Below are 24,247 nucleotides of genomic sequence, written 5' to 3' on the forward strand. Positions count from 1 at the left end.
CAAGGGGGACAAGGGGGACAAGGGGGAATAATTCTTGCTCAATTCCTAATTCCCAATTCCCAATTCCCAATTCCCAATTCCCAATTCCCAATGCTCATTTTTACAATGCAACTCATAGAAAGAGAAATTCGTCACATAGTTTTACTTCTACTCAAATTCTCTTGAAACCGGATCGTTATGAACAGGAACCGCTTTTCTACAAACTCTCGTTATTGGCGACGGACTTGGTTTTATCCGTTAATTTCCTTAACAGTAGCTTTAAGTTTGTGCTTAAGTACACCAGTAAAAACATGGGCTGGTATTGAGCGCTGGATACCGACATTGATACAGGGCGTACAAGTCATTCAGCTTTCCAATATATCCCCTCGTCAAGAGGTTGAGCTTGGCAAGCAAATGAATCAACAGCTAGGTCGTGAAGTCAAATTTTATCGTAACTCCGCAATTAGCAATTATGTGGAACAAATTGGCAGACGATTGGTTGCTAATAGCGATCGCAGCGATTTTCCTTTTACCTTTCAAGTGGTTGACGATGACAGTATCAACGCTTTTGCCACAACAGGAGGATTTGTATACGTTAACACGGGGTTGATAAAAGCTGCAGAAAATGAAGCGGAATTGGCAAGTGTAATGGCTCACGAAATCGGTCATATTACTGGAAAGCACTTGGTCAAACAAATGCGACAAAGAGCAATTGCAGGTGGTGTAGCATCTGCTGCTGGGTTAGATCGTTCTCAAGCAGTGGCGATAGGTGTAGATTTAGCCTTGAACCGTCCGCGCAGTCGTGAAGATGAATACGATGCAGACAAAAGAGGATTGAGAACTTTAACACGCAGTGGTTATGCCCCATCTGGTATGGTTTCTTTTATGCAAAAACTTTTGAAAAAAGGTTCTGGAACTCCTTCATTTTTGAGCACTCACCCCGCAACAAGCGATCGCATTAGAGCGCTTGAAAGTGCCATCGCCTCTCAGTCTGGTGGTAGCAATGCTGGTTTGGATAAAGCCGCATACCAGGCAAATACTAGAGCATTACGTTAGTTATCACTTCGTGAGTGCCACTAACAACTAACAACTAACAACTAACAACTAACAACTAACAACTAACAACTAACCCCTAACCCTAACCTCGAATCCGGCTGGATCGACAATTGCCAACGCCTCTTTTAGTGGTAGAGTACGGAGGCACTTGTTTAAGACATTGACTTGGTAAACTAATTTATTTGTGATGTCAAGTGCTGTCAACCAGCCGCTTCGGGGATGATAAGCACCAGTATCTATATCCAACCATCCTTTGCCTTGTGCTAGCTGACCGGGCGTCACTCCCGGTAAAGTAAAGGTGATTGTATGACCGACAATAATTAATTTATCAGCAAAATAGGGTTTGTCTATGCTGTGAAACTTGTCTCGCACCCAGCACATCTGCTCGGCAGTTTGTTCTACAAGGGGGATTGAGGGATCGACTCCTGCATGAGTTAACAAAACATCTCCTAAGTCAAGATATGTGGGTAAAGCTTTTAGCCATTCCACATGATCTTCTGGGATTGTGGCTTGTTTGTAACTTGCGACTGTTGCTTGTCCGCCACTGCACAGCCATGCTTGTACTATTGAAGTAGGAGCTTGTCCGCTAGTTAGAATATTTAGTAACATATGTTCGTGATTGCCTAACACGCACTCATAGTGGTTGTTTTTAACGAAATCCACAACTTGTGAGCTTTGGGGTCCACGGTCAATTAAATCTCCAAGAAAGTATATCTTATCGTCTGATATAGGGGCGATCGCATCTAACAAAGTCATCAAACTTTCGTAGTGACCGTGCACATCCCCAATAATGATTCGGCGGTAGCTAGTTGCGCTCATCAGCTCTGTGTTTTAATAACTTTGCCTAATACTTGTGCTACAGTCTAAGCTAAATTGATTTCGTAAATACGACTTGCAAATAGCTTAAAAAATTATATTTAAGGTAATTATGCCCACTTCCGGCTAATATGTGTCACTATAGCAGTTAATTTGTTAGTGGTTAGTGGTTGGTAGTTAGTAGGGGCGCAACGCCTTCACCCCCAAATATCAATTTGGCATCAGTACATAATAAATATATAATTTCTTAACAATTAACAACTAACAACTAACCAATAACCCTTCAAAATTAGTGTTTAACTGTCATCGGAAGGCGAACAACAAAAACAGATCCTTCCCCTGGTTCGCTTTTGACAGCAATTTCACCACCCATCATTTGGCAAAAGTGACGGCTAATTGCTAGCCCCAGTCCGGTTCCGCCATACTTTTTAGTAGTTGAAGCATCTCCCTGAGTAAAGGGTTGAAACAGTTGCTGCTGCTGGTGATATGTCATACCAATACCACTGTCTTCAACTGTAAAAGTGATAATCCTAGTAGAACCATTGTCATGCAAGCCCTGTTTATCTTTTTCTATCAAAAGCTTGACTTTGCCATTTTTAGTAAATTTGGCAGCATTACTTAATAGGTTATACAGAACTTGTCTGAGTTTAGTCTGGTCGGTGTGCATGAAACCAAGTTCTTCTTCAAAATAAACTTCTAGAGTGTTGCCATTTTTTTCTACCAACGGCTTCACTGTCATGACAATGTTATTAAGCAATGTTGCTAGTTCAAATGTTTCAGGGTAGAAAGTCATTTTCCCCGCTTCAATTTTTGAAAGGTCGAGGATATCGTTGATCAGTGTTAGCAAATGCCTTCCCGCGCCGTTAATAGATTCTAGGTCACTGATAAAATCATCTGCCATGCCAAAATCAGCTGCATCGTCTTTGAGCAGTTGACTTAAACCAATAATGGCATTTAATGGTGTGCGTAACTCGTGACTGATGTTAGCAAGAAACTGGCTTTTTGCCTTACTAGCTGCTTCTGCGAGTTCTTTTGCTTGTTGTAGTTCTTTAGTCCGTTCGGAGACTCTCTCAATTAAACGGTTCAGAGATTTGGCTAGTAAGCCTATTTCATCCTCAGTGCTGACTGGTGCTCGCAAATCAAAGTTAGATTTTTTTGCCACCTGTTCTGCTACTTGTGTAACAAGAATGACTGGTTCGGCGATCGCTCTAGAAGTTCGCCAAGCTATAATTGCCGCGATCGCGACTGATAGCAGCATACTCACAATAACAATTAACCGCTCGACTCCTTTTGCCAAGTCTACATCTTTTTCTATTTCTCTCTCTTGTTCTTCTGCAGTTTGCAAAATATTACTTAATTGCAAACGCAACTGATCGAGCCGGATAGCTGTTTCACCACCCATGATTTCTAGTAATTGTTCTTGTGCAAACGAAGTGCTTTGTGGCTGTTGAGGCTGTTTCTCCAGTTGTTGTAAAACAGCTTCTATTTGCCAAATGTAGGAATCTAAGTTACTTTCATAATCCTGTACGAGGGTTCGGAGAGTACTTTCGGTAGCTGCTAACTTTCCTGGTTTGCTGTCTAAAAATTCTATAATTTGTTGTTGTAGACGTTTGGCTTTGTCAAAATTCTTAAAAAGGTCAAATCTTGTGTCGGCAAGCCGTTCTGAGTCTTTTAGAACAGTAATTATGTTCGAGCTGTGTAACTGTGCGTCTGTTAAAGCATTCCTATAGTTACCCAGCATCTGTGTTTGATACCGGGCATGAGTTAATTGCCCAGTCTCTACACCTCGATAGTAGTTAGCGATCACCAAACCGGTCAGAGAGCCTAAAAAACCAATGCCAATCGCTAAAAAGTAGCCATAGCCAATTTTTTGATGAATTCGCCAAGAACTGGCTTTGAGTTTCCCTCGGGAGGGAAATTCGATGGTTGGGAGTTCGTCGGTAGAGGGCCGATCGGCTGACACTCGTTTTATTTCTATATTGCTGTCAACAGAGGTTGGTTTTTGAGTTTGCATACCTCAAATTCTCCTTGCCCTCCTACAAAAAACTGTGTAACTATACAGAGTTTGCAATTTTATTAATGAACTAGTGATTCACACCTACCACTTTATCTTCTTTTTTTCTTAAAATTCAGGTGGTTATCCACTTTCGAGTCCGGGTGAAAATTGTTAAATAAAGGCTAAGTTTTGAAGACTTAGTATAAATTTTTTTATAAAGTGCCTTTATTCGCGCAGATGACACACTACTCATAAATTAGAACCATTCTACTTTTGCGGGCTGAGGATATGTAAGATTTATAATAAATATACTTTTTGTTGGCTTTCTTTCGCTAGAATTCAGCCTTCACCGATCCTCACCCACCAAATGCCAAGCCGTACTCTTTGCCTGTAGGTATTTATTCCTTTCATGTTTGGTAACTATTATAGTTGGCACGTTCTCCATTATATGAGAGCGATAGGGATATGCAAATTTTTAACAGTTATTGAGTACAAACAAAAGACTTCTCAATAAAAAAATATGTAATTTGTGGGACGGGCGTCTCCGCCCGCACCACAAGAAATTTTAGGGTGCCGTTTTATTTGGCAATCCCTTACGCAAGCGCAGCTGACAGAAGATGCTCAACAGCTTGCTTCAGCGTCTCTACCTTATCAAGACGTTCCCAAGGTAAATCTAAGTCGTTACGTCCCAAGTGACCGTAAGCCGCGACGTCCTGATAAAAACGTCCGCCTCGTTCGTTTGGTAAGTTACGTAGATTAAAGGAGTGGATAATACCTGCAGGACGCAGTTCAAAATGCTGTTTAACCAATTCTAGCAAGGTTTCGTCTTCAACTTTACCTGTACCAAAAGTATCCAACATAATACTGACAGGTCTTGCAACACCGATCGCATAGCTGAGTTGAACTTCGCATTTTTCTGCTAAACCAGCAGCGACAATATTTTTCGCTACGTAGCGACAAGCATAAGCCGCACTGCGATCGACCTTAGTGGGGTCTTTGCCAGAAAAAGCGCCCCCACCATGACGAGAGTAACCACCATAGGTATCAACAATGATTTTGCGTCCTGTCAGACCGGAGTCTCCCTGAGGACCACCAATGACAAACTTACCCGTGGGGTTAACCAAAAAGCGAGTTTTGTCATCTGGTTTTACATCAATGTCTACAAAAACAGGCTCAACCACTGCTGACCAGAGGTCTTCCTTGATCTTGGCTTGCACTTCTGCTTCATCTGTAATTTCACCGATAGTCGCCGAGTGCTGGGTAGAAATCAGAATGGTATCGATACCAACTGGTCGTCCATCCTCATAAGCAATAGTGACTTGTGTTTTTCCATCAGGGCGTAGGTATGGCAAAACACCTGTTTTGCGGACAGCAGCCAATCGGCGAGCGGTACGGTGAGCAAGGCAGATAGGTAATGGCATGAATTCAGGCGTTTCGTTGCAAGCGAAACCAAACATAATTCCTTGGTCGCCAGCCCCAACCGTGTCAAAGAGTTCATCACTACTTTGCTCGCGGGTTTCTTGAGCGGTGTTGACACCTTGAGCGATATCAGGTGATTGTTCGTCTAGAGCTACAATCACCGCACAGCTGTTAGCAGAAAATCCGTTATCGGCGTTAGTGTAGCCAATTTCCGCAATTTTCTTGCGAGCAACATTCACGTAGTTAACATTGGCTTTAGTAGTAATTTCCCCTGTAATTAAAACCAAGCCAGTGTTTACAACAACCTCAGCAGCAACACGGCTACTGGGATCTTGAGAAAGCAGGGTATCTAGAATAGTATCGGAAATCTGATCGCAGATTTTGTCAGGATGACCTTCAGTCACTGACTCAGAACTAAATAAATAACGACGAGACAATGTGATTCCTCCTCAAAAAGGTAACAAGAGCAGCCGAACTCATGTGCCCAGGTCAACCGCTTTGATTTGCAATCATAACAATATTTTTACGTTGGGTTATTAGTTTTATACTACTTTTTTCAAAAACCTTACCTAAGTATGATTTTTTTTTTTGCAATCAAAGCTATCCCACTTGCTAGCCGTGGATTGTTAATTGAAAATATCTTGATGTCAAAAATTCAACACTTTTTTGTAGGGTGGGCACTGCCCACCGTTTCATGTTGTGCGGCAGTGCCCACCCTACGCAAAGCAGTTTAACTTTGTGCGGCATAGCCCTACCTACGCCGAGCAGCTATGCTGAAGATAGAGTATTCTAGAGCAAATCTTTCGCCCTCTACCTTCAACATAGCTACCTTCTGAGACTAGACTTTAGCTGCCAACTTTGCTTCCTTAGAGGTTAAACGCTCGTAAGCAGCACGCATTTTCAGACCGGTCAGGACTTGGAATAAACCAGTACCGTTGTTAGAGCCTGGGTACTCGCGGTGTTGGAGTAACAAGTGAGTCATCTCACCTTTGTATTTGGTGGAGGTGTTGCTCAAATGAGTCTCAATGTAAATCACTTCTTCTAGATTGTCAAATTGACCATCTATCTCCAATACAGAAACATAGCGACCGTAGTATACATCTGAACCGTAGTACAGCTGCATCCCAGGATAAGAACAGGTCAACTTGCGTCCGCAAGGAGTCCACTGAATGGTTGAGCCTTCATCAAATAAGTAGATTGGCGCAAACCCTTCTTTCCCTTCCCGTTGGAGCATGCGTACCCGCAAAACTTTACGGTCTTTATCATCTTTGATAAGATTGGTTGGCAAAACCTGTAGAACCACATCAGCAAACTCTCTTTGCGGTTCAATGTACTTTGTAAAGTCTGGCTTGCGGGAGTTAATCTGAGCTAAGACATCTTCATAGCGGTGACCGCGTTCTGCCATATCACGCTGGATTTTCCAAGCAATCTTGACTTCATCGCTGATATCAAAATAAATGCTAAAGTCAATCAGCTCTCGCACTCGCTCGTCATAGAGAGGGTGTAAACCCTCAACTACAATAATGTGGTTTGGCTCGATTTTCTCTGGTGGGTCGATAGTGCCGGTCTCGTGGTTGTAAATCGGCTTCATAATCGCTTGACCTTCTTTGAGCGCTTTGATTTGCTCGTACATCAGGTCAAAATTGTTTGCTCTTGGGTCAAGTGCAGTAATACCTGTTTCTTTGCGCTGCTTGCGATCTAAAGAATGATAGTCATCCAAACAGATGACAGTCATTAACTCTTCACCAAATAAATCTATTAGACGACGCAAAAACGTAGATTTACCGCACCCGGAGTCTCCGGCTACTCCAATTAACACCACGCGTTCCGGCTTACTAGTCATAAATCTCCTCTTGATACTAAAGATGAATCATTCAATAATTTTTTTGTTTCGTTTTGTTTCGTTTTGTTTCGTTTCAACCCTTAAGCCAGGAGTATACCCCAACGACTTATCCTGCGTTCTTGCCCTCCAACAACTCATTAACAAACAGGACGGGGTTAAACTCTAGCAGTTTTTACCCGCCTGATATCGTCAACTTTGTTGCTGGTAAGTATTTAATCCTAGTGTTAAATTGAATTGTAACAGAAGGGTGTTGTCTATACAAGGTTGATTAACCTTGATTTGATCCCCTAATTTTTTGATTAAGGGAGATTTAAGGAAAAATCTGACATCCAAACCAGTTGGATACCAGTAAAACTACACTGCTTGTGAAGATATATATTTTAGTTTACTATGTGTCGTCTTAATGTGAGTTTTTGTTTTTGAGAATCTGGCAATATTTGACAACGTACTAGATATCTCAAGCCAAAAATTATGGATTTTATTAAGGTGTGATGGAAATCACAAATGATTGTGCTGTGACTTTAAAGTCTTGGCCCAACAAGATTTTACGTATTTTCCCTAAAGACGAACGGTGGTTGACAGATTTTTCAGATCGCGTAAAACTAAGTTGTAGTTGTGTATGCTGGGTCTACATCTATCAGGATTTTGTTACTGAACTGACACGCTCGTTGTGGAATTGCTCCTAATGGTGGATGTAAAATTCAGTAAACGATGTTCTGTGTGAAAATCCTCAGTTAATTTTTGAGGCAATCGTAAAACAATGGGACTCAGTTTTGGGAAAGTCAAACAAATTACAATTGTTTTTGATTTACGTTTTTCAGAAAGATTGGTAATTGATGTTTCCCCACATTGAATGCCCTTGGGGCTGTGCTACCCATGAGTAATGAGAAGATGTCTCTCCTATAAGAGTGGTACTTCTCGAAAAAAACTTTAAATTGACTCATTATTAACATTCTCTCAAGGACTTATCCTCTACCTTAGAAGGTTAGGGATGGTCGGAAATCCTGGGCTAAACAATCTATTGGGATAAAACCAAGAGATTGTTAGACTTGAATCTGAACAGCATAAGTCCCAAGAGAACTCGTTTTTAACCCAGACACGCTAACCCTTCCCCCAGGAGAGTTTCTCGTTGCAGGCGAAGCGGAAAATGTGAAAGGGAAATGGCGGTAACGCCAACAATGAGGAAAACAGGACTATTCGTCCATAGCCCCTTCCCAAATATAAGAGACCTTGGCTCTCTACAGGGAAGAATTTCGATAAACAGGTGTGTTTTGCGATGCCTATATGTCTGAGGTGAGTGTACGTAATAAGACATCGGCAAGGGAAAGACCGCTTTTCCCACCCATCGGGCAATTGTTCCAACTTGCTAGAAGAGAGAGCACTGCACTGGTATTGTGGTGAAAAGGGTTTGTATGACAATAGGTTAAGTAGAGATCGGAGTGGTAGAAGTAATGTACATCAAAGGTGCCGTTGAAGGTGCTGCCAACACAGAATCCGGTAGCCGCGTCTTCGTATACGAAGTGGTGGGTCTGCGTCAGAGCGAAGAAACTGATAAAACGAACTACCCAATTCGTAAAAGTGGCAGTGTGTTCATCAGAGTGCCTTACAACCGCATGAACCAAGAAATGCGGCGTATCACTCGCCTTGGCGGCAAAATTGTTAGCATCCAGCCCGTGAATGTTTTGGAAGAGCTCAATGGGCAAGCTCCCAATAGTAACGCCACATCTGGTGAGAATGCTAGCAGTGAAGCAAATGGTAAAGCCACACCTGTAGCTGAGCAACAGCCCAAGAGTAACGACAACAAAGGCAACACCATGACTCAAGCGAAAGCCAAAAAAGACGCCCACGCTGACGTTCCCGTAAACATTTACCGTCCCAACGCCCCTTATATCGGTAAAGTTATCTCTAATGAGCCGTTGGTTACAGAAGGCGGTATTGGTCTTGTTCAACACATTAAATTTGACATTTCTGGTGGTAATTTAAAATACATAGAAGGTCAAAGTATCGGTATTATCCCTCCCGGTGTAGACAAGAACGGTAAACCAGAAAAGCTGAGACTGTACTCCATCGCTTCCACCCGTCATGGTGATGATGTAGATGACAAAACAGTCTCTCTTTGCGTGCGCCAGTTAGAGTACAAGCACCCAGAAACAGGCGAAACAGTCTATGGTGTTTGCTCCACACACCTGTGCCATATTAAGCCTGGGGATGAGGTGAAAATCACAGGTCCGGTTGGTAAAGAGATGTTATTACCACCAGATGAAGATGCTAACGTCATCATGATGGCAACAGGAACAGGTATCGCGCCCATGCGTGCTTACCTGTGGCGGATGTTTAAGGATAACGAAAGAGCAGCTAACCCAGAATACCAATTCAAAGGTTTCTCGTGGTTAATTTTCGGTATTCCTACAAGCCCCAACATTTTGTATAAGGAAGAACTCGAAGAGATGCAGCAAAAGTATCCCGATAACTTCCGCCTCACCTACGCCATCAGCCGCGAACAGAAAAATGCTCAAGGCGGTAGAATGTACATTCAAGACCGCGTAGCAGAACACGCTGATGAACTTTGGCAGTTAATTAAGAATGAAAAAACCCACACTTACATCTGCGGTTTGCGCGGAATGGAAGATGGTATCGACGCAGCCCTCTCTGCTGCTGCAGCTAAAGAAGGCGTAACCTGGAGCGACTACCAAAAGGAAATCAAAAAAGCAGGTCGCTGGCACGTTGAAACATACTAATTTAGTCATTGGTCATTGGTCATTGGTCATTGGTCATTAGGCTGTAAACTAAATAGGAAATATAATGAGTAGGTAGGGTTTATACCTTACCTACTGTTTATTTTGTGTATTTAAACACATAACATCACGCAAACGAACCAATAATCCGCGTTCGTCTGCTACAGTTTGCGGTTAAAAATAAAAATTTGGTGAAAGCTTGTGGGCGTAAAGCTGGGAATATTGGGATTGGGGACTGTGGGGATAGGTACAGTGCAGCTATTGCAAGACGGTACGGGTCGTCACCCACTACTACAAGAAATAGAAATATATAAAGTCGGAGTACGATCGCTTGACAAATCCCGTGCTGTCACTCTACCAGAATCAGTATTGACAACAGATTTAGAAACAATTGTCAACGATCCAAAAGTAGATGTTGTCGTTGAAGTCATGGGAGGATTGGAGCCAGCGCGATCGCTCATCTTAAAAGCCATAGAAAACGGCAAGCATATTGTGACAGCCAACAAAGCAGTCATATCGAGATTTGGCGAAGAAATCTTCACATCAGCCAACAAAGCTGGGGTCTACGTCATGCTAGAAGCAGCCGTAGGTGGAGGGATTCCAGTTATTCAACCCCTAAAACAGTCCTTAAGTGTTAACCGCATTCAAAGCGTCACGGGTATAGTCAACGGTACCACAAATTACATCCTGACACGGATGCAGCAAGAAGGCAGCAATTTTAGCGATGTTTTAGCTGATGCTCAAAGGCTGGGATATGCTGAAGCAGATCCAACAGCCGACGTCGAAGGTTTAGACGCAGCAGATAAAATTGCTATCCTCGCCTCCCTCGCCTTTGATGGAAGAATCAAGCTAGAAGACGTGTACTGTGAAGGTATTAGGCAAGTCAGCAAAACAGATATTGCCTACGCCGAAAAACTGGGATTTGTCATCAAACTTTTAGGGATCGCCAAATCAGATAGCACTCCTTCTGTCAATCCCCCCATTTCCGTAAGAGTCCACCCAACGCTTGTGCCAAAAGCCCATCCTCTAGCAAGCATCAATGGTGTAAATAATGCCATTTTTATTGAAGGGCAACCCATAGGACAAGTGATGTTATTTGGACCTGGGGCAGGGGCAGGTGCAACAGCCAGTTCTGTATCATCAGATATATTGAACCTAGTAGCATCACTGAAACTCGGTACAGCATTACCCAATCCACTCCTTGCTTGCAGGCATCAAGGCTACTGCCAAATTACACCAGTAGCAGAACTCGTTACGAGGTTTTATGCTAGGTTTTTAACAAAAGACCAATCGGGAGTCATTGGTAAAATAGGCACCTGCTTTGGCGATCGCGGAGTCAGTTTAGAGTCACTTGTCCAAACAGGTTTTCAGGGAGAACTAGCAGAAATAGTTGTCGTCACCCATGATGTCCGGGAAGGAGACTTCCGAGAAGCGCTCACAGAAATTCAAAACCTCCCTGTCATAGATAGTATTCCTAGCGTATTACGAGTTCTTTAAACGAATTATGAATACTGAATGATGAAAAAGACGCTTATTTGTTTCATAATTCATAATTCATAATTCATAATTCATAATTCCATGGATAGTGCAAAGCGTATAGCAACTCTCAACCGGATTCGCAAACTCAGCCGCCTCATGGATACGTCTTTACGTATCCCCGGTACTGGCTTTCGTATCGGAATAGATCCAATTATTGGGTTAATTCCTGGTGCTGGTGATTTAATCAGTACAGGGTTTTCAGCTTACATCATTTTTTTAGCAGCTCGTTTTAACTTACCCCCGCAAGATTTAGCCCAAATGATTTTTAACATCACTTTAGAAGGCGTTGTTGGTACAGTCCCTTTAGTTGGTGATTTATTTGATGCTTTTTACAAGTCTAATATCCGCAATTTGGCAATTTTAGAAAGACATCTCACGGTCGTTGAACCAGAATTAGAAAAAGTTGCTTCTGAGTTTGAAAAGCTTGCGAGTTAAAGATATTTAACTTTCCGTTGTCATACCATTTCACCAATGGATTGCTACACGCGATCCCCCCAGCGTGAGGTTTACCCCACCCTAACCCTCCCCGATGGATTGGGGAGGGAATTGGAAATTCAATTTCCCCTTTATAACTAAGGAATTGGAAATTCAATTTCCCCCCTTTATAAGGGGGGATTAAGGGGGGTAATTCCAACTCGTGTATAAACAGTATCCTTATAAGGGGGGCTAGGATACTCTTAAAGTCCCCCTTTTTAACCTGCTTGAGTCCGCGCCTGCTTCACCATCGCAATCAAAGTGTGATGAGCGTCTTCTGCGTCTGCTAAAACATGGTCAAATAGAATGCGAACTGGTACAGCTTCCCCATTCACCTGTGCTTTGAGATCCATTCCTTCGGCGTCAATAGAAATCATTTCTGCTGCTGTTGCATCCGATAAACCCCCAAAAGCTTGGGCATATAGCGCTACCGCGTTAGCATGATCTTCGTTCATATGATTGCAGATGCGCGAACTGACTTCTGGGGAAAACTGGAAAGACACGGCAAACTCCAACTTTGTGCTAGATTTTCTAAAATTATTTTAAGTGAGATGGGAAACTCTTAGGGCAGTCGTTGGCTAGCTAAGGAAAATACTTGGCTGATTTCATTTGTAATTTATTGCCTATACAGAAGATAATGATTAGCCAAAAACTCCTCAGCTTGAGTGCGATCGCAAATTCTTCCATCAAAGTTGCTGCTGCTAAATCATTAAGCATTTATTGAGATTATCTGGATTACTGTAACTCTGTGCATTGGTTTAGTAGGCTTTTCAGTGGTAATTAGCTCATCAGCTTTAAGCCATAGGGCTGCAGCAACATGAAGTGCATCTATCGCTGCCAAACCATAAGTACAGGCAATTTGATAAGCATCGTTTGTAATTTGCTCTAAATCTGTAGCCCAATAGCTAACCGCGCTAAAGAAAGTTTCGTAGAAGTCTGTTTCATCTTGCTGTTGGTTATAAATTGCTTTGGGCAATACTTCCAACTTAACGAACTGACTTGACACAAATTCCCGATTTCCGTTATTAAGAATGCTGTTTGCTCGAATGCTAGCGGACTGAATTCCCCGAAAAGCAGTTATGAGAACACCAGAGTCGATATACGTTTTTTTAAGACTCACGATATCCGCCCCGACGTTCAGCCAGTTCTTGTTCAATTTCTGCTTCGTTTAGTAATTGTAGTCCAGAAGCGATCGCTCGAGTACGAATTTCCCACAATTTCTTAGCTAAGGGTGTTTGTGGAATATATTCGGATTGTGGTGCTGTTGCGTCTGATTCAAATTTTAGTGCTTCAACAAACTCGAAAACCTGTTGCTGCTTTTCAGGTGTGAGTTCTCGCCAACGTTCAAGTAACTCTTCTTCTTTTCCCATAATCCATCCCCATCATAGAGCACTACTTCTATTTTCAACCGATTTAACCCTGGTAAGAGCAACCTTGTCTACTACTAAATAATAACTAATGTAAAGAATAACATTTAGCCAAAAACTCCTTAGCTTGAGAGCGATCGCAACAAGAGCATCCCAAGTTGGAAAAAACACGCCTGCGATTGGAAACCACAGCTATACAAACCAAGTTCCCCCATCTGCAGAGGCGGCCCGAAAGCCCCCATAAAAACACCTGACTTCCAGAATTTTATTCTGAGGGAATTTTTTAGGGGATGCTTCCATCGCAAATCCTTCCATCCAAAGTCTCTGCTAGTAAATCATTCAACAGTTACCGAAAGCAGGCCATGGAATCTCACTTGTAGCACATGAATTTTGAGATTATTGTACTTGAGCAGAGGGTAATTCCGGAAAGAGCTAGAAAGCTAGTGTTAGAAAATCACATAACAGTTTTTTTACTGATGACTAACGCAAATCATGGATGGATTTTCATTCTGATGTTAGATTGTTACATAGGTAGTCCAAATGATAATGTAGAAATTACAGATATCAGTAAAAAATGTAAATAAAATTACTTGCTTTTAAGGATTTATACTGCTGCACAAGAAAAGTATGGACTAAGGCAACAACTTTTCACCATACACACATAAATCTGTAATTTTACCAATAAATTATTTGAATAAATAATAAATTTCAAAAAATATGGAAAACTAAATATGGATTTCACTACTATAATTCTGATACCTTTTTTGGTTGGTCTTATTACTAACAGAGTTGATGCGATTGTACTTGCTCCCGTCGTTGAAAAGCTGTCTAGAACCAGAGCTGAGAAAAGCGGTAAAGCGGGGTTTGCAGTTAGCAATCTTTAACTCCTGTGATGGATTTGGAATAGCACGGCAATTAGCTGAATTCCACCTCCCGAATATTATAGTTATGCGAGAGCCTGTGCCTGATGAGGTGGCGCAGAAGTTTTTACAGCGTTTTCTGGAGGCATTTGCTGCAGGCAAGCCTTTACATTTAGCAGTGCGAAGAGCAAGGGAAAAAATCAATCGTCTGGAGAGTAAATTTCCTGGCGCTACTTGGTTGCCTATGACCTTTCAAAATCCAGCAGAACCACCGTTGACTTGGCAAGCACTTGGCACGGTTACACCCCCATAGAACAGCTACAGTATGGACAGGTTTATCCAGCTAGCGATTTATTTAGTTTGGGCGCAGCTTGCTTTTTTCTATTGACTATTTTTTCAAAAATGATGGCGAATGGGTGAATGATTGTTGCGATCGCCCTTGGCGCAAGCCGTACCCGGCTTATCGCACTAAAGTTAAAGAGGATAATGTTTAGCTAAAAACTCCTCAGCCTCAGAGCGATCGCAAATCCTTCCATCCAAAGTTGCTGCTAACAAATCATCAAGCATTTGCCGGAAATGTGGTCCTGGTTTGTAGCCCAATTTCTTAAGGTCATTACCATTAAGAATAGGTTGAACTTGTGACCAAACAGTCAAATATTTCCAAATTTTTTGTCTTATAGTTCGTGGACTTTGAACTGCAATTAAAATCAACATTGGTAAATCATATTGGCGGAACAATTGTACGAATTGACTGGGTGATATTTCCGCTTCTTCCCTGTCTGTTTGTGCAGAAATATTTGACTGAGCTTTTGCCAGATTTTCCAACCTATGAATACTATCATCTGGTAATTGAAGATTTTTTGCTACCGACCCTCTATATTCTGGGTTCAAATGAGCAATCAAAGCTTCCAAACGCATTTGCCAATGGATGAGAGTTTCTTGAGAATCGTACCGCCGCAAACAGCGCTCTAACAGACGTAATTGCCGCAGGAGTTCTTCATCTAAACTGAGGCTATGATGAATGCACTTTAATGCTCCTAAATCTCCCAATAACTGCAATGCTGATTTCCAATAGTGAGCTTCTAAAATATGTTTTAATTCTGCCTTAAGTCTAGTTTGCAGCGCTGGTGCTTTGCTATTTTCTCGCGCAGTACGGTCATAAACACCGCTGTCGATCGCGTAGCGGATATACTCTTCTGTTTGGGGTTCCAAGTGAAATCCCAGCCTGACGGAAAAACGCACGCCACGATAGATGCGGGTAGGATCTTCAATAAAACTGTTAGCGTGTAATACCCGAATTTGTTTTGCTTCTAAGTCAAGCAATCCGCCAAAGAAATCGAGTAGTTCACCAGAATTAGGAGATGTCAGCCGCAGTGCCATGGCGTTGATGGTAAAATCACGGCGATACAAGTCTTGACGAATTGAACTGGCTTCAACTTCGGGGTTTGCTGCTGGATAAGGATAGAATTCTGTTCTAGAGGTGGCAATATCAACCCACAGTGAATCTAATTCTGAGTCTTTGTGCCACAATAAAGCTGCAGTTTGAAAAGCGCCATGAACTTCTAAACGCGCTGTTATGTAAATTTGCTGTAGGGCTTTTGCCAATTCTACACCTGCACCCACATCTGCTGCTTTGTGAAAACCATCAACAACTAAGTCAATATCTTTAATGAGCAGAGTACCAGTGGCTTCTTTTGCTAACAGTAAATCTCTAACTGCTCCTCCAACAAGATACAGATGCCAACCGCGTTTTTCGGCTTCCTGTGAAGCTTTTGTTAGCAATTGCCACAGTTGAGGAGCAAGGCGCGATCGCAATTCCTTTAAGGTAGGAGACTTAAGGTTCTTTTCTCCACTTCTCCCCTGCTCGCGCTCTCCTCCTCTCCCTTCCTGGTGCAATTGCCGCAAAACATCAGTACGAGTCACAATACCTACTATCTGCCCGTTTTCTAACACTGGTAAGCGTCCGATGTCGTATGTTACCATCAGCGATTCTATCTCTGGCAGTGTGGTATTTGGAGTAATTGTCCTCATATTAATTGTCATGTACCCTTTAACAGGAGCATGACTAAAGCCGTGATGCAGGGCAATATCCAAATCCCTTCGAGAAAGAATACCCAACAGTTCTCCTTGCGCGTCAGCAACACACAACCCAGAGTGTCCGTAGCGCAATAAAGTGCGTTGTGCTTCGGCGATTGTGGTTTCCGGACGAATGGTACGGACTGGAGAGGACATTAAATCTCTAGCCGTTGGTGGATGAGGTACTGTTGCTTTTAACTTTTCTAAAAGTTCGTTGAGTATTTCTTCGGTGTTAACTCCTCGCAGGTTCAGTGATGCTGCTTGGGAATGTCCGCCACCACCTAAAGGTAGAAATAAGTCATTGAGGTTGACACCAGGGATGTGGGAACGCCCAATAACTGTGAGGCGCGTGTCACCTTCAGAAACGGGAGATTCATGAAAAAGCAGCAAGGTGTCTATTTCTGTTAACTCGACTAATTGGGCTGCAAGACTTGACAACCCAGCTACGAAATTCTCTGTTTTTAAAATCACCCAAGCAATTTTTTGTCCCCTAACGTCTACTTTCTGTAATTTTTCCAGCGCTACCTTTAATAGCTGTTGTAATTGAGGCGATAATCCTGGATCTACATATTGGTTAATAACTGGTAAGCTAGCTCCTTGCTGCATTAACCAAGCCAATGCTAGGGCATCCCGTGGTGTAGCATAATCAAATGTCAGGGAACCAGTATCTACGTGAATCCCTAACGCCATGACAGTTGCTTCTGCACTTGTTAAGGAAATTTGCTGTTGCTGCAATTGCTCTACGATGAGAGTTGTGGTAGCTCCTACAGGGGAGATATGTAACTCTGTAGCGGAAATATCCCCCTGTTGTTCTTTGTGATGGTCGTAAATTTTAATTTCTTGAAGGTGAGGCAAATCTAGCCACTCAGCAGCTTTCCCAAGGCGATCGCGTTGCTGTGTATCCACTACAACCAAGGAACGAATTTTCTTTGGATTGACCGAACGCCGTTCAATCAACTGATACTCATCGCGATGTAATGCTAAAAAATCCCTAACAGGTGGATGCGCTCCACCACTCAGCACAATTTTACTGCCCGGTAGCAAGCGTGACAAGCCCACTGCTGCTCCCAAGGAGTCAAAATCTGCTGTTGTATGACAAAGAATTAAATCCATAGTCATCCATCATTAGTCATTGGTCGTTAGTCATTGGTCATTAGTCATTGGTCATTGGTTATACTACAAAGGACAAATGACACTTGACAAAGGACAAATGACAAATGACTAACTAAAGTGTTGCAATTTCTGCTAGTTTAACAAATAAGGAAAAACTGTCAGTGCTGGTCTGTACAATATTCTAACTTTAGTAATCTGCTGTTTTGGGAGAAGGGAAAATGACCATCGTATTCCAAGTTGCTCTGTTGGCTCTAGTTGCTATGTCTTTTGTTCTAGTAATTGGTGTCCCCGTCGCTTACGCAACTCCACAGAACTGGAATGAATCTAAGAGACTTCTTTGGATTGGTTCTGGTGTTTGGATTGGTTTAGTGTTCTTGGTTGGCGCATTAAACTTTTTAGTAGTCTAATCAAGGACTGGGGACTGGGACTGGGGACAAGGGGACAAGGGGACAAGGGGACAAGGAAGAAGTACTAATCTCAATGCCCTTTTGCCCAATGTCCTTTTGCCCAATCCCCGATCCCCAATTCCAATTCTGCTCCTATACTTGTATGCGAAGGACATGAATTATAGATAAATTAGGAGCTTCATGGCAGTTTTCGAGGGAACTTTTACTCAGACGGAACCTTTGCGATTGGCATTGGTGATTGGTCGATTTAATGACCTAGTGACCGCTAAGTTGCTAGAAGGCTGTCAAGATTGCTTGAAACGCCACGGAGTAGATCCCAATCCTCACGGTTCTCAAGTAGATTATGTTTGGGTGCCGGGTAGTTTTGAAGTTCCGGTTGTAGCTCGTCAATTGGCACTCTCTGGTCGCTACGATGCAATAATTTGTCTGGGTGCTGTTATCAAAGGGCAAACCCCTCATTTTGATTACGTATCTTCTGAGGTTGCTAAAGGCATTGCTGCTGCTGCTTTTCAAACTGGCGTACCAGTGATTTTTGGCATTTTGACAACTGATACCATGCAGCAAGCTTTAGAACGAGCTGGTATTAAAAGCAATCATGGCTGGGATTACGCCATGAGCGCTTTGGAAATGGCTAGTCTTATGCGACAGTTACGTTCTAATCTTGCAGAACCTTTTGGTGGTAATTCGCTATCCCCTGCGTCTCTAAAGAGTGCTGTAGGGAGTTAGTTGTTGGTGGATAGTGGATAGTTGTTAGTAAAACCACTATCCACTATCCACTATCCACCAACAAATTTAAAAAAAGGTGTTGACAAATCAAAAATAATCTGAGATATTAAGTAAAGAAATGAATTGCGGGTATAGCTCAGTGGTAGAGCGTCACCTTGCCAAGGTGAATGTCGCGCGTTCGAATCGCGTTACCCGCTTTTTGACAAACGGTTTTTATCTTATCGTTCCCAGGCTCCGCCTGGGAATGCAGACTGCGAGGCTCCGCCTCGCGATACAAGAGGCTGAAGCCTAGGAAGCAGTTACTAGTTGCTCTCAATTTATCTGGAATGCAGTCAGGGAAGCTCTGTATAGTGGGTAGGTAGAGTACAGCAGGAGGCGGAGCCTCTAGGTAAGGCATTCCCAGGTAGAACCTGGGAACGAGGTGGTAGGGGGAACCTGGGAACGAGGTGGTAGGAAGTTTTGATGTGGTATATGAGTCTTAATTACTTAGAAATGCTTGATTTTTTTAAATATACGTAATACAATTTATCAAATATTAAACCTCCTTAACAGGGAATTCCATTAAGGAGGTTACACACCAGCAGAAGACTCGTACACCTGATTTTCTCTAGAAATCGTCTAAGAATTGGCTAAGGCGGCTGATTACTGGGTCTACCTCTTCTAAAGGAGGAGGTGGGACAGCAGCATTGGTGGGCAAAGGAGTATGGTTAACAACTTCAACGGTTGGTACAGCTTGAGCTTGGGTTAGAGGCTGTACTGTTGAGACTTGATTCATCATGATTGCCAACTGTGCAACTTGTTGACTGAGTTGTGTCAGATGACGTTCCATGGTCTCTAATCGATAAGACTCCTTAGCAAAAAAACGTTCCTCAAGGTCGGCTATTTGACTCTGCATCTCGGCAATTTGTGTTTCAACTCCTGGTGGTGTTGCGGCTGATATTGCTGTTGGTGCAGATGGTACTGTAGTCGGTGCTGGTGTTAATGTTGGTGGATCTGTTGCGACTGGTTTGGGGGTAGGTCGTACAGATTCCGGTACGCATAAAGATTGCCATAACGCCTCTTTACAGAGATCGCTAAAAGTTTTTTCTGGATCTTTTTCCAATTGACTTTCTACGAGGGCTAATAAGCTCTCGTCAGCGACCCCTGGGTTGAAGGTAACCGATTTAACTACCTTTTTTGACCATTGGAACATCAGTATTAAGCCCTAGCAGAGCGTGCAGAGGATAATTGTGCCTCTCCATAAATATACTGCCCCAAAGCATTTGCTTGCCGTGATGGTGCAGCTAAATGTGCATTGATTTTAGCCTCTTTCAGTAGGCGTTGAACATCTTCCCAGAAGAATTCTCCACCACCTCCAGTTAGGATAACATCAGTAACGCGTTCTGGCAGCCATGCTAACACGCGGCTGCAAATTTCGCGAGAAAACATCTCAGTAAGGTTGGGCAGAAAATCATCTAGGTTAGTTGGCTTGCTCGAACCCCTTGGACGGTAATAGCGATCGCCCTTTGGACGATTCACTGCGGCAATTAGAGACAAAGATTGGCTGTCCGCACCTTCTATTTCAGCTGCTACGAGTTCGTAAAACTTGCTCATTCCAAAATCTTCACTCTTGGAAGCACCTCGGGCAAAGCGGAAGTTATCAACCATCAAACAATCGGTTGTTTGATGTCCAATATCAACAATTGCCACCGAAACTTTGGTAAAATCGGGCATGACTGTAGCAGCCTTTTTAGGCTGAGCTTCGCACCACAGCAAGCTGCCATAACCTTCTGGCATCACCCAAACCTTGGTAATATTTAAGCTTACCGATTCACCACGAAAGTTCATGATGTGAGGTCCGGAAAGCTGGCTAATCAATTGGGCTTTTTCCCGTTCAAATTGCTCTTGAGAAAGGTACGGTAACCCCAGTACAACTGAGATTTCGTCCTTAAGTTTGAAGTAACCAGCAGCTGCTAGGACTTTTATGAGGGCGTCTTCTACCTTAGATTGACCGACACCTAAATTAGCTCCAAAATCCGCAGCTAACTGACCAACAGCATAGCCACTGCCTTGGTACTCCAGCCAAAGGTCCATTAAGGGGTCAGTAGCACGGGCTTCAAAAACACCCCCACGCACCTGTTCCATGGACATTTCTTTGACGTTAGCGGAAATAAACGTTACGTTACCAGGTTCCCGACTGACGCAGGTTTTTGTAGAAGTTCTTCCTAAGTCAATACTCAGAATCTTTTTCCCAGTGCTTGTGGGAGCGGGTTGAGTTGGAGTTGCATTGATTGGTGTAGTTGCTGAGACCCTGTTCATGGGGATAGCAGCAGCATTCATAGGGGTAGCGGCGGATGGTTGGTCTGTCATGAAAGCTCCTAGTAGTTTATTCGCTCTAACAAGTTATCATGCCCATCTTACAAAAATGCGTGTATCAGAAAACCCCGAGCTGCTTTAACTCGCTTGAACTCTGCCGAATACGAGAGAAATAGTTCAGCAAAGATTCTGACACATAGCTTTCACTGCTTCCCCTAAAGTGAGAAAACAGTGAGTTGAGCTTGAGGGCTAGCTACGCTTGCTTTTGGGGAAACAACACATAACTTTTTTATAATTTTATGCACATAACAGTATTTACCGTCTCCTGTGTTTTTTCCTGCGTTTCACTACCCAGGCAATGAATGCCACGATGAGAACCGCAAGAACAATTTTAGATACAGGAGCTAGGTACTTGTCCACAAGTTCATACTGACTCCCCAACACATATCCTGAGTATGTTAGCAAACCTACCCAGGCAGCGCTACCCAATGTAGAGTAAATTATAAAAGGTATCAAGGGCATATTGCTGACACCGGCGGGAACGGAAATTAGCGTCCGAACTCCTGGCACAAGGCGACCGATCAAAACAGCTTTTGTACCTTGCCTATCAAACCAACCTTTCGCTTTAACAATATCTTTGCTTGATACACTCAACCATTTCCCATATTTGTCCGCTAGGGCAGATAAGCGCTTTTCTCCCAGAAATTTTCCCGGATAATACCATACCAGTGCGCCCGCCACGGAACCTACCAGCCCTGCAAAGAACACGCCTAGAACATTAAGCTTAGCCCCTGGCAGATTGGATGTGTATCCTGCCAAGGGCATAATCAGTTCCGAGGGAATAGGAGGAAATAAGTTTTCGAGAAACATCAGCAGGGCAATTCCCCAATAGCCTAGAGATTCGATAATCTCTTTTATCCAATCCGTCATCAAATTTTTTCCTAATGTTGCTTGGTGAGTGGTTTGAAAATGGGGATTGGGGATTGGGGATTAGGAAATTAATTCCCAATCATGCGACCAATTCCTTTTTCATCAATTCTGTTATACACGTTTTAGAATAGCTAACTGCAAAATAAGGTAGATGGCAAAAGGCAAAGAGCAGAAAGTGTATTAGTTTTTTCGCCTTTTCTAGTGTATGCAGTTCACGAGAACTACTTAAAAGATTGTTGCAATAAGCTTATAATATCCCCGATATCAGTCAAGGTATCAAAAATAGTTGCTCTAGGGCTAGGGGGTAGGGAGTAGACAAGGTAGAGGGCGTAGACAAGGGAGCAGCGTTCCCATTTCCTCCTTGTCTTCCTTGTCCCCCTTGTCTTCCTTGTCCCCCTTGTCCCCAATTAAACTATAGGAGTCAGTGATTGTACTCTCGATTCAGATTGCCAATCCAATGGATTCCAAACCCGCTCTTCTAGAGCCATTTGCTCAATTAAGGTTGCCAATCGCAGGGCTTTGAGCGCTTGTTCTCCGCCAACAGAGGGTTGATTGCCACCACGCACGCAGTTAACGAAATGTTCTAATTCTGCCCCCAGCTTATCAGTATTGCTTGTGTAAACTCTTTCAATTACACCATCTTGCCTGTACAGTACTTGTCGATAATCATTCATTGCGTTGGCAGGGGTTTGCCTGTGAATCAAAATTTCATTTTTAAGAAAATCTGCCTCTGTAAATGAGTTTTTACAATGGGCGACAATGCGGCGGATTTTGCAATGTGTCACTTTACTTGCTGTCAAGGTAGCAACGATACCATTGGCAAAACCTAAAGTGGCAGTGACATAATCCAGATAACCAGAATCTAAGGTACGATTACCGCTAGCTGTTAACTTGACAACTGGGGAAGAAGCTAATTCCAGAAGTAAGTCGATGTCATGAATCATCAAATCCAAAACAACAGAAACATCGTTTGCTCGAGTTGAGTAAGGACTCATGCGATGGGCTTCTAGCGCCAATACTTCCTCGGTTTTCAGCACCTTTGTCAATTCTAAAAATGCTGGGCTGAATCGTTCAATATGTCCCACCTGAAGAATGCACCCAGTTTCAGCTGCGGCATTGACTAAAGACTCTGCTTCAGATATGCTAGCTGCGATTGGTTTTTCAATCAGTACGTGAATTCCCGCTAACAGACAATTGATACCTACGGCGTAATGCAATCGTGTAGGAACGGCAATACAAACTGCATCTACAAGGGGTAGTAAGTCACAGTAATCTTCAAAAAAACGTACTTTGTATTTACTCGCAGTTTCTAAGCCTCGCTCTACGTTAATATCAGCTACACCCACCAGTTCAACATCTTTCATCGAACTCAGTATACGGGCGTGATTCTGTCCCATATTGCCCACACCGATCACGCCTATGCGGACCGAACGTGGGTAGTTGCGCTGTGCTTGACCATTGTGTTCTCCTGGCAACATGCTTCTATTTTGCACTCTTATAATCTCCTCAACCACCAAATATAAAGACACTACGTTCATTGGCTGTCATACTTAAGAATGCCAATGATTAGTCGTCTAAAACCATCCAGATGGTAACATAGAGGTTCTTATTATGAAGAATTTCAAAGTTTCATGTGAGTTCCCGCACTTTGGGTTAGTTTTATGCATTTAGTTTAAAGTGATGCTTTTGTGCTTTTTTGACTTTACGTTGATTAACGTTAGAAAAAACCATGACGTAAGTGAACTTCCTTAGGTTGCATTGAAAAAATGGATTAGGGGCAATGGGGATTGGCAATTGGCAATTGGGGATTGGAAATTGGAAATTGGAAATTGAACTTGATTTTGAACAATCCTCAAAACTCAGTTTCCTATTCCCTATTCCCTATTCCCTATTCCCTATTCCCTATTCCCTATTTCCTATTCCCTAAAATGAAAGCTGTTATTTTATTGTCAGGTGGATTAGACTCTTCTACTGTTCTGTACCAAGCAATGGCTGATGGTTGTGAATGCTATGCCCTGTCCTTTGATTATGGGCAGCGTCACCAACGAGAGTTACAAGCAGCAGGAGCGATCGCTACTCGTGTTGGGGTAGTACAACATCAAGTGGTGAAGTTCGATTTAAGTCAGTGGGGCGGTTCAGCACTGACAGATAACTCCATTGATTTGCCCCAAGGGCGATCGCTTTCAGAAATGTCTCAAAACATACCAATTACCTACGTCCCAGCCCGCAATACCATCTTTCTCAGCTTTGCCCTTGCCTACGCCGAAACTATAGCTGCCGAACGAGTTTATATTGGCGTTAATGCTTTGGACTACTCTGGATATCCAGATTGCCGTCCTGACTATATTCATGCCATGGAGGAGGTGTTTTGTTTGGGAACAAAGCAAGGGCGATTGGGGCATCCTATCAAGATCGCCGCGCCCTTGATCCAACTGAAGAAAACGGAAATTATCCAACTTGGCAATCGCTTAGGGGTTCCATGGGAACTTACCTGGTCTTGCTACGCAGGTGGTGAAGTGGCTTGCGGAGTTTGCGATTCTTGTCGCCTGCGTCTCGCTGCTTTTGAGGAATTGGGTCTGGTTGACCCTTTGAAGTATGGGGGTAGGGGGTAGGGGG

The 24,247-nt window shown here is 43.0% G+C and carries 20 protein-coding genes, 1 tRNA gene and 1 pseudogene; 9 read left to right on the forward strand and 13 right to left on the reverse strand.

Annotated elements, in window-relative coordinates:
* Positions 1-177: 177 nt before the first annotated feature.
* Positions 178-1,035: a M48 family metallopeptidase gene (locus F7734_RS49810; protein ID WP_155751720.1), complete on the forward strand. Its 858-nt coding sequence runs from the start codon at positions 178-180 to the stop codon at positions 1,033-1,035.
* A gap of 69 nt (positions 1,036-1,104) precedes the next feature.
* Here F7734_RS49810 and F7734_RS49815 read toward each other — a convergent pair whose 3' ends face one another.
* The 4 genes from F7734_RS49815 to F7734_RS49830 form a co-directional block, all read right to left on the reverse strand.
* The gene (locus F7734_RS49815) at positions 1,105-1,854 is read right to left on the reverse strand and encodes a metallophosphoesterase family protein (RefSeq protein ID WP_155751721.1); all 750 of its coding nucleotides are present in this window, start codon (positions 1,852-1,854) and stop codon (positions 1,105-1,107) included.
* 286 nt (positions 1,855-2,140) lie between these two features.
* A complete protein-coding gene (locus tag F7734_RS49820; RefSeq protein WP_155751722.1) occupies positions 2,141-3,865 on the reverse strand; it encodes an ATP-binding protein in 1,725 nt (574 codons plus the stop codon).
* Between the two features lie 575 nt (positions 3,866-4,440).
* Positions 4,441-5,703: a methionine adenosyltransferase gene (metK, locus tag F7734_RS49825; protein WP_155751723.1), complete on the reverse strand. Its 1,263-nt coding sequence runs from the start codon at positions 5,701-5,703 to the stop codon at positions 4,441-4,443.
* Between the two features lie 401 nt (positions 5,704-6,104).
* Positions 6,105-7,109, reverse strand: a complete 1,005-nt coding sequence (locus F7734_RS49830) for a phosphoribulokinase (RefSeq protein WP_155751724.1) — start codon at positions 7,107-7,109, stop codon at positions 6,105-6,107.
* A gap of 1,451 nt (positions 7,110-8,560) precedes the next feature.
* Here F7734_RS49830 and petH point away from each other — a divergent pair.
* The 3 genes from petH to F7734_RS49845 all read left to right on the forward strand — a co-directional run bounded on the left by petH (position 8,561) and on the right by F7734_RS49845 (position 11,818).
* Complete coding sequence (gene petH, locus F7734_RS49835) at positions 8,561-9,847, forward strand: ferredoxin--NADP reductase (protein WP_155751725.1); 1,287 nt, start codon at positions 8,561-8,563, stop codon at positions 9,845-9,847.
* A 198-nt stretch (positions 9,848-10,045) separates the two neighbouring features.
* The gene (locus F7734_RS49840; protein WP_166482642.1) at positions 10,046-11,341 is read left to right on the forward strand and encodes a homoserine dehydrogenase; all 1,296 of its coding nucleotides are present in this window, start codon (positions 10,046-10,048) and stop codon (positions 11,339-11,341) included.
* An 81-nt stretch (positions 11,342-11,422) separates the two neighbouring features.
* Entirely contained in the window at positions 11,423-11,818 is a 396-nt protein-coding gene (locus tag F7734_RS49845) for a DUF4112 domain-containing protein (protein ID WP_155751726.1), read from the forward strand.
* Positions 11,819-12,075: 257 nt separating this feature from the next.
* On the opposite strand, the gene F7734_RS49850 is transcribed toward F7734_RS49845, so the two are convergent.
* From F7734_RS49850 to F7734_RS49860, 4 genes are all read right to left on the reverse strand, one after another.
* Positions 12,076-12,360, reverse strand: a complete 285-nt coding sequence (locus F7734_RS49850; protein WP_166482643.1) for a DUF2470 domain-containing protein — start codon at positions 12,358-12,360, stop codon at positions 12,076-12,078.
* 79 nt (positions 12,361-12,439) lie between these two features.
* Positions 12,440-12,574, reverse strand: coding sequence for a hypothetical protein (locus F7734_RS65800; protein ID WP_279239850.1), 135 nt, complete (start codon positions 12,572-12,574; stop codon positions 12,440-12,442).
* Entirely contained in the window at positions 12,567-12,977 is a 411-nt protein-coding gene (locus F7734_RS49855; protein WP_166482644.1) for a PIN domain-containing protein, read from the reverse strand. The genes F7734_RS65800 and F7734_RS49855 overlap by 8 nt, the downstream gene beginning before the upstream one ends.
* On the reverse strand, positions 12,967-13,227 hold the full coding sequence (locus tag F7734_RS49860) for a hypothetical protein (RefSeq protein ID WP_155751728.1): 261 nt from the start codon (positions 13,225-13,227) through the stop codon (positions 12,967-12,969). Before F7734_RS49860 ends, F7734_RS49855 begins: the two co-directional genes overlap by 11 nt.
* Before the next feature lie 825 nt (positions 13,228-14,052).
* Here F7734_RS49860 and F7734_RS49865 point away from each other — a divergent pair.
* A pseudogene (locus tag F7734_RS49865) lies at positions 14,053-14,376 on the forward strand (CHAT domain-containing protein); the annotation flags it as partial.
* A gap of 182 nt (positions 14,377-14,558) precedes the next feature.
* On the opposite strand, the gene F7734_RS49875 reads toward F7734_RS49865, so the two are convergent.
* Positions 14,559-17,273: a CBS domain-containing protein gene (locus F7734_RS49875; protein ID WP_155751738.1), complete on the reverse strand. Its 2,715-nt coding sequence runs from the start codon at positions 17,271-17,273 to the stop codon at positions 14,559-14,561.
* Positions 17,274-17,491: 218 nt separating this feature from the next.
* On the opposite strand from F7734_RS49875, the gene psbZ reads away from it, so the two are divergent.
* From psbZ to F7734_RS49890, 3 genes are all read left to right on the forward strand, one after another.
* Positions 17,492-17,680: a photosystem II reaction center protein PsbZ gene (psbZ, locus tag F7734_RS49880; RefSeq protein ID WP_038079747.1), complete on the forward strand. Its 189-nt coding sequence runs from the start codon at positions 17,492-17,494 to the stop codon at positions 17,678-17,680.
* Positions 17,681-17,860: 180 nt separating this feature from the next.
* Positions 17,861-18,406: a 6,7-dimethyl-8-ribityllumazine synthase gene (ribH, locus tag F7734_RS49885; protein ID WP_155751731.1), complete on the forward strand. Its 546-nt coding sequence runs from the start codon at positions 17,861-17,863 to the stop codon at positions 18,404-18,406.
* A gap of 125 nt (positions 18,407-18,531) precedes the next feature.
* Positions 18,532-18,603 (forward strand) — tRNA-Gly (locus F7734_RS49890).
* 410 nt (positions 18,604-19,013) lie between these two features.
* On the opposite strand, the gene F7734_RS49895 is transcribed toward F7734_RS49890, so the two are convergent.
* From F7734_RS49895 to F7734_RS49910, 4 genes are all read right to left on the reverse strand, one after another.
* On the reverse strand, positions 19,014-19,598 hold the full coding sequence (locus F7734_RS49895) for a plasmid segregation centromere-binding protein ParR (RefSeq protein WP_155751732.1): 585 nt from the start codon (positions 19,596-19,598) through the stop codon (positions 19,014-19,016).
* Between the two features lie 5 nt (positions 19,599-19,603).
* Entirely contained in the window at positions 19,604-20,755 is a 1,152-nt protein-coding gene (locus tag F7734_RS49900) for a ParM/StbA family protein (RefSeq protein WP_155751733.1), read from the reverse strand.
* Between the two features lie 261 nt (positions 20,756-21,016).
* A complete protein-coding gene (locus tag F7734_RS49905; RefSeq protein WP_207714396.1) occupies positions 21,017-21,631 on the reverse strand; it encodes a DedA family protein in 615 nt (204 codons plus the stop codon).
* Between the two features lie 407 nt (positions 21,632-22,038).
* Positions 22,039-23,130 (reverse strand): Gfo/Idh/MocA family oxidoreductase, encoded by a 1,092-nt coding sequence (locus F7734_RS49910; RefSeq protein ID WP_166482645.1) that lies wholly within the window; start codon positions 23,128-23,130, stop codon positions 22,039-22,041.
* 429 nt (positions 23,131-23,559) lie between these two features.
* On the opposite strand from F7734_RS49910, the gene queC reads away from it, so the two are divergent.
* Positions 23,560-24,243 (forward strand): 7-cyano-7-deazaguanine synthase QueC, encoded by a 684-nt coding sequence (gene queC / locus F7734_RS49915; protein WP_155751735.1) that lies wholly within the window; start codon positions 23,560-23,562, stop codon positions 24,241-24,243.
* The last annotated feature ends 4 nt before the right edge of the window (positions 24,244-24,247 follow it).

The organism is Scytonema sp. UIC 10036, from assembly GCF_009725235.1.